The organism is Salinicoccus carnicancri Crm, from assembly GCF_000330705.1.
Taxonomy (GTDB): domain Bacteria; phylum Bacillota; class Bacilli; order Staphylococcales; family Salinicoccaceae; genus Salinicoccus; species Salinicoccus carnicancri.
This window is the reverse complement of sequence record NZ_ANAM01000009.1, coordinates 43,411-49,851: the sequence shown is the minus strand read 5'-3', so window position 1 is coordinate 49,851 and position 6,441 is coordinate 43,411. Positions and strand designations below refer to the sequence as shown.

At 48.7% G+C, this 6,441-nt stretch carries 7 protein-coding genes and 1 pseudogene; 4 read left to right on the top strand and 4 right to left on the bottom strand.

Annotation, left to right across the window (positions count from 1 at the left end):
- Positions 1 to 432 (top strand): annotated as a pseudogene (locus tag C792_RS0112440) (FAD synthetase family protein); the annotation flags it as partial.
- A 14-nt stretch (positions 433 to 446) separates the two neighbouring features.
- Positions 447 to 1,223: a 2-keto-4-pentenoate hydratase gene (locus C792_RS0112435; RefSeq protein WP_017549784.1), complete on the top strand. Its 777-nt coding sequence runs from the start codon at positions 447 to 449 to the stop codon at positions 1,221 to 1,223.
- A gap of 46 nt (positions 1,224 to 1,269) precedes the next feature.
- Here C792_RS0112435 and glnA (C792_RS0112430) read toward each other — a convergent pair whose 3' ends face one another.
- Both glnA (C792_RS0112430) and C792_RS0112425 read right to left on the bottom strand, forming a co-directional pair.
- Positions 1,270 to 2,604: a type I glutamate--ammonia ligase gene (glnA, locus tag C792_RS0112430; RefSeq protein WP_017549783.1), complete on the bottom strand. Its 1,335-nt coding sequence runs from the start codon at positions 2,602 to 2,604 to the stop codon at positions 1,270 to 1,272.
- Between the two features lie 189 nt (positions 2,605 to 2,793).
- Positions 2,794 to 3,216, bottom strand: coding sequence for a hypothetical protein (locus C792_RS0112425; RefSeq protein ID WP_017549782.1), 423 nt, complete (start codon positions 3,214 to 3,216; stop codon positions 2,794 to 2,796).
- A gap of 57 nt (positions 3,217 to 3,273) precedes the next feature.
- Between C792_RS0112425 and C792_RS0112420 the strand changes: the two genes are divergently transcribed.
- Positions 3,274 to 3,804 (top strand): GNAT family N-acetyltransferase, encoded by a 531-nt coding sequence (locus C792_RS0112420; protein ID WP_017549781.1) that lies wholly within the window; start codon positions 3,274 to 3,276, stop codon positions 3,802 to 3,804.
- Between the two features lie 57 nt (positions 3,805 to 3,861).
- Here the strand turns inward: C792_RS0112420 and glnA (C792_RS0112415) are convergent, their stop codons facing one another.
- Positions 3,862 to 5,190 carry a type I glutamate--ammonia ligase gene (gene glnA, locus C792_RS0112415; protein WP_017549780.1) on the bottom strand — a complete coding sequence of 443 codons (1,329 nt, stop codon included), beginning with the start codon at positions 5,188 to 5,190 and terminating at the stop codon, positions 3,862 to 3,864.
- 77 nt (positions 5,191 to 5,267) lie between these two features.
- Positions 5,268 to 5,786: a VOC family protein gene (locus C792_RS0112410; RefSeq protein ID WP_026090352.1), complete on the bottom strand. Its 519-nt coding sequence runs from the start codon at positions 5,784 to 5,786 to the stop codon at positions 5,268 to 5,270.
- Between the two features lie 183 nt (positions 5,787 to 5,969).
- Here C792_RS0112410 and C792_RS0112405 point away from each other — a divergent pair, with 183 nt between their 5' ends.
- Complete coding sequence (locus tag C792_RS0112405) at positions 5,970 to 6,410, top strand: MarR family winged helix-turn-helix transcriptional regulator (RefSeq protein WP_017549778.1); 441 nt, start codon at positions 5,970 to 5,972, stop codon at positions 6,408 to 6,410.
- The last annotated feature ends 31 nt before the right edge of the window (positions 6,411 to 6,441 follow it).

The following is a 6,441-nucleotide window of genomic DNA, read 5'->3' as shown; positions in this document are numbered from 1 at the left end:
GGGTTCAAAGGTGAGGGAAACATGGACAGGCTGGCGGCCGATTCAGGTTTCAGTATCGGAGCAACAAAGGTGGATAAAGTGACCCATATGGGCAGCAAGATAAGTTCCACCTGTATCAGGAGTGCGATTTTGGAAGGCAGAATTTCTGAGTTGAGGGAGCTTCTGGGCAGGAATTATTCAACAAAAGCCAGGGTGAAGGAAGGCTGCCTTTCACTGTATGAATATTACATGCTTCCGGAGGATGGAATATACAATGTGACAATCGATACAGACTCCGGAAGATACCAGACCCAGATATATGTGGATGGCGAACTTCAGAAAATTATATTTACAAGTAAATGTCTGATGAAACAGATTGATCAGCAAGAAATTACGATTACATGGGAGGGAAGGGTAGCATCCTATTCCTTCAATCAATTGGTCGTTCAATAGAGGAGGACTGCAGAATGCCGGTAACACGGGAGCTGGGACGGGAAATCTATGAAGCAGAGAGAGATGTGACGGCAATCGCTCCGTTTACGGAGGAATATCCAGGAATCACAACGGACGAGGCTTACGGGGCACAGCTGCAGTATGTACAGAAGCGTATCGCCGACGGGGCTGTCGTGAAGGGTAAAAAAATCGGGCTGACAAGTAAAGCCATGCAGGAGATGCTGGGGGTGGACCGCCCCGATTACGGGAACATATTTGATGATATGATCCATGAGGAAGGCGAGCCGATCGATACCGGGCGGTATATTGCCCCGAGGGTCGAGTTCGAAATCGCCTTTGTCTTGAAGGCGGATATCGACGGTGAAACTGTCACGGTCGAAAAAGTCAGGGAAGCCATTGATTATGTCGTACCGGCGGCAGAGATCATCGACAGCCGCATCCGGGACTGGAAGATAAAATTTGAGGATACCGTTGCGGACAACGGCTCATCGGCCGGGGCGGTATTCGGTTCCGGGCAGGTGGAGCTGGAAGCGGTCGATCTGCCGACGGTAAAGATGGAAGTATACAAAAATGATGAGAAGCTTGATGAAGGATACGGCTCTGCAGTGCTGGGGAATCCACTGGAAGCGGTCGTCTGGCTCTCCAGGGCACTGCATCAGTACGGGATATCTCTTAAAAAAGGGGAGAAGATCCTGGCCGGCGCGTTGACCAAAGCCGTCGATGTAAGAGCTGGTGACAGTTTTAAAGCGACTTTCGAGGGTCTCGGTGAAGTGGAAGTCATATTCTCATAATGAATGCAAAACTCTCCCGGAATCGATTCCGGGAGAGTTTAATGTGTCAGTAGTTCTTCAAATATTCATCGATTTCCCATTGGGAAATCTGCGAACTGTAGGCGTTCCACTCAACCAGTTTGTTCTTATGGAACTGCTTGTATATGTGTTCGCCCAGTGCATCCTGGATCACTTCGTCTTCCTTCAGTGCCTTGAGTGCGGTATAGAGTGTCGTCGGCAGGTCTTCAACATTTTCGATCTCGCGTTCTTTTTGGCTCATCTTATATATATTCTGGTTGACCGGTGTATCGAGGTCAAGTTCCTGACGGATGCCGTCGAGTCCGGCCTTCAATACCGCTGCTGTGGCGAGGTAAGGGTTGGCTGACGGGTCGAGCGACCTTACCTCAGCCCTTGTCGCCGGTCCTCTGGCAGACGGGATTCTGAGGAGCGGCGTACGGTTCCTGCCGCTCCATGCGATATATTTTGGTGCCTCGAATCCGGACTGGAGCCTCTTGTATGAATTGACCAGTGGATTACAGACCGCCGTGAACCCTCTTGCATGATCGAGTATGCCTGCCATGAAATGCCTCATATCAGCACTCAGGCCGAATTCATCACTATCATCAAAGAATACGTTCGTGCTTTGCTTGAACAGGGAGACGTTGAAGTGCATTCCGTTTCCGGCAATGCCATAGAGCGGCTTCGGCATGAACGTTGCATGCATATGGTGTTTGCGTGCAATCGTCTTTGCAACAAGCTTGAAAGTCTGTATGTTGTCGCATGCAGTCACCGCATCTGCATATTTGAAGCTGATTTCATGCTGGCTCGGGCCGGCTTCATGGTGTGACATCTCCACCTCAAATCCGATCTCTTCAAGTGTCCTTGCAATCTCCTGCCTGCAGTCCTCACTGGTGTCGATCGGTGCAAGGTCAAAATAACCGCCTTCATCATTCATCTCAGTTGTCGGATTCCCTTCGCTGTCCAGCTTGAAGAGGAAGAATTCCGGTTCGGGCCCCAGGTTGAAGGAAGTGTAACCCATATCCTCCATCTCCTGGATGACTTTTTTCAAATTCGATCTCGGATCTCCTTCAAAAGGCTGGCCGTCGATATCGTATACATCACAGATCAATCTTGCGGATTTTGCATTATCATCCGACCAAGGGAAAATCCTCCAGGTGTTGAAATCAGGTTTAAGGTACATGTCAGACTCTTCCACCCGGACAAACCCTTCGATTGAAGATCCATCAAACATCATTTCACCATCCAGTGCCTTGCCCAGCTGGGTCGTCGGTATCTCCACATTCTTGATTGTCCCCAGAATATCGGTGAACTGCAGTCTGACGTACCTCACATTCTCTGATTCAGCAATCCTTAAAATGTCATCCCTTGAATACTCATCCATATCTTTAACACGCCCCCATATTATTGAAGATATTGTACACTTAAAACTTTCGAGCGCACAAACACTTATATACCCATTAGCCTGTTTTCCTCCTTATAAACATTTTACAGGGAAAATTTAAAAACTGATGAGAATAAAAGAATTCAATGCTCCGGCTTTCGTTGTTATACGTCATGACAACAGGGATATTTAAAGAATATCAGGGACTTCCTTGAAATCCACCAGCTTCAGGATATCCTCCCTCAGCTCGTCGGTATCACCTGCAGGTGTGATGTTTCCCTTGATCCTGTATATTTCACCGTTTTCGCAGGTGACACTCATTTTGAATGAATTGCCGTCATCGACGGGTGAACTGTTATCCTTGAAGTTTTTAAAGTCATAATTTCTGAAGAGGTTTTTGATTTTCTGGGGGTGGACTGTGTATTTGTATATCACACTGGCCGGCAGTGATTCATTGTCATCATATGGATAGCAGCGTCGTGAAAATTCGATTTTGATCAGTCCTCTGGCGGAGATACAGGTTCTGTGTATCAAGTATTGTTCTATATGACCATAGGATGTCTCAGACACGTAGTAAAAAGATTTCACGGGGTTATCATGTATACTTTTCAAATTTCATCACCTCTGTATAATAAGGTTTATAAAACTGTTTGGGAATGGGGGATCAGCATGGATGTTAAAATCAGACCGGAAACCCCGGATGATCACAGGGAAATTGAGGAACTGGTAAAGGCTGCTTTCACGGGCAGGGACGGGAACGACCCTGATGAGCACCACCTTGTGAACAAACTCAGGAAGACGGATGCATTCATCCCGGAACTGTCGCTTGTTGCTGTTTTGGACGGCTCGGCCGCAGGTCATATAATGCTCTCGAAGATTACTATAGAAGAGCGGGGAAGGTCGACAGGCTCACTTGCGCTTGCGCCAGTCTCAGTAGCCCCTGCCTGGCAGCATAAAGGAATAGGCGGTAAGCTGATACATGCCTCACTGGAGAAAGCCCGGGAGTTGGGGTATCAGTCGGTGGTCGTTCTCGGGCATGACAAATATTATCCGAAGTTCGGTTTCAAACCGGCCAGCGTGTGGGGGATCCGTGCACCGTTCGATGTGCCTGATGAAGCATTCATGGCGCTTGAACTTGTTGACCATGCGCTGGATGATGCCCGGGGAACTGTGCAGTATCCGGCACCTTTTTCTGGATGAAAATATAAGACAGCGGAACCTCCGGATCTTCATGGCGGTTCCGCTGTTTCTTTGTTCCTAGTACTGCCCGAGGTATTCGTCGATTTCCCATTGCGTAATCTGCGAACTGTACATGTTCCATTCGATGCTCTTGTTCTCATGGAACTGTTTGAAGATATGGTCGCCGAGCGCTTCCCTGATGACGTCGTCCTCTTTCAGTGCTTTCAATGCTGTGTACAGTGTGGAAGGGAGGTCTTCCACAGTTTCCTTTTGTCTGGTGCTCATTTCGTAGATGTTTTCGTCGATTGGATTGTCGAGTTCCAACTTGTACTTGATCCCGTTCAATCCTGCTTTCAGTATGGTGGCGGCTGCCAGGTAAGGGTTTGCCGAAGGATCGAGTGATCTCACTTCTGCGCGTGTGGATTTTCCGCGGGAAGGCGGGATTCTCAGAAGCGGCGAACGGTTGCTGCCGCTCCAGGCGACATATTTCGGCGCTTCAAAACCGGACTGCAGCCGTTTGTAGGAATTCACGAGCGGGTTGCATATCGCGGTAAATCCTCTGGCGTGCGAGAGGAGGCCTGCCATGAAATATCTCATGCATGGGCTGAGTCCGAATTCATCGTTTTCATCATAGAACGCGTTGTCTCCGTCTCTGAACAGTGATACGTTATAGTGCATGCCGTTGCCGGGTATGCCGTACAAAGGCTTAGGCATGAATGTTGCATGCAGATTGTGCCTGCGTGCAATGGTCTTCGCTACGAGCTTGAATGTCTGGATATTATCAGAAGCGGTCACTGCATCGCTGTATTTGAAACTGATTTCGTGCTGGCTGGGGGCACCTTCGTGATGGGACATTTCGACGTCAAAGCCCATGTCTTCAAGCGTCAGTGTAATGTCCCGGCGGCAGTCTTCACCGAAATCGATCGGCTGCAGGTCGAAATAGCCGCCGTTGTCACTGAGTTCCGTCGTGGCATTGCCCTCCTTATCCAGTTTGAAAAGGAAAAACTCAGGCTCCGGACCGAGGTTGAGGTCCTCATAGCCCATATCCTGCATCTCGGCTACAAGCCGCTTCAGATTGGAGCGGGGATCGCCGGAAAACGGTGTGCCGTCGATGTCGTATACATCGCAGATCAGCCGGCCGGCTCTTGCATCGTCCGACGACCAGGGGAAAATCAGCCAGGTATCGAGGTCGGGCTTGAGGTACATATCCGATTCCTCTACACGTGCAAACCCTTCGATGGAGGAGCCGTCAAACATCATCTCGCCATCCAGCGCCTTGCCGAGCTGTTTGAATGGAATTTCCACATTCTTTATAGTGCCCAGTATATCTGTAAATTGAAGTCTTATATATCTGACATTCTCATCTTCTGCAATACGTAAAATATCCTCTTTCGAATATTCACCCATTAAATATGTTCACTCCCAAATGTTCGTATAGTTGGTGTATTCCCCGTAAAGTATATGCAAAACGCATGTTCAGAAGATCATTCGGGAACGAACACTTCCGATTCACTGTCCTTTGGATAGTAGTAGCCATTCGGCAGTGTCTGCAGTTCAATCAGGCTGCCCCACGGTGTCCTGAAATAGACGGTGCCATTACCCTCTGTGTCTTCGTATCTTGTGTTCTGGTGGATTTCCGACAGGGGTTCTCCGCCCGCGGCTTTCATATTTTCATAGGCTTCATCTATGTCATCCGTATAGAATGAGAGGTGGGTGTAACCGTAGTCCCCGAGGTCTGCCGGACAGTCGGACAATGCATTTTCAAACTGGAACATCTCTATATTCGGCCCGCTGCCGATGACGATCATCCGTTTCCTTGTTATTTTGGAACCTGCCGGTATTCCGAGGAACCTTTCGACTTCACTCCCGCCTCTCGGCGGATCTTCCGGCATCTGGCTGTCATAGGCCACTTTCGCATCCAGTCCTTTTTTGAAGAACTCTGTTGCCCCGTCTATATCCGGGACGGTCAATCCGACGTGGTTCATGCCTCTTACTATGCCCAATTCATCCACTCCTTTCATAAAACCAGTGTTCCCTTTTTGCCAGCTGATCATGCTTTGAAGAAATCCTGGGGTATTTTTCAGCACATGCTTGCATTTTGTAAGTGTATACTCTATAATTAAATCAGTTTCAAATATATTAAATTTAATATGTTTAATTTCGATTTATTTTGAGGAGGTGCAGAGGTGGAAGAAAAAGATCCGCGCATCAAGGCGTTTACGGTTTTTATCAAATCATCCCAGTCGGTGCAGAAGCTGATTAAGCAGGATTTCCTGAAAAAGGAGGTCAACCTGAATGAGTATGCGGTGATGGAGCTGCTGCATCACAAGGGCGACCAGCCGATCCAGTCGGTCGGCAAGCGGGTGCTCATGGGCGGCGGCAGCATCACCTACGTCATAGACAAGCTTGAGGACAAGGGTTTCCTGTACAGAAAGCCGTGTCCGGAGGACCGCCGCAAGATGTTTGCCTGCATCACGGATGCGGGAAGGGAATATATGGAAACCCGTGTGAAGGAGCAGGAAACGCTGATCAACACCATTTTTGATGAGTGGGATGACAGTGAGGTCGAAGATGCGATCAACCTCCTCAAACGCATCGGCATACACGCAGAAAGTCTGTTGAAATAAGCCGGTGTCTGAAACGGACACAGGCTTCTAT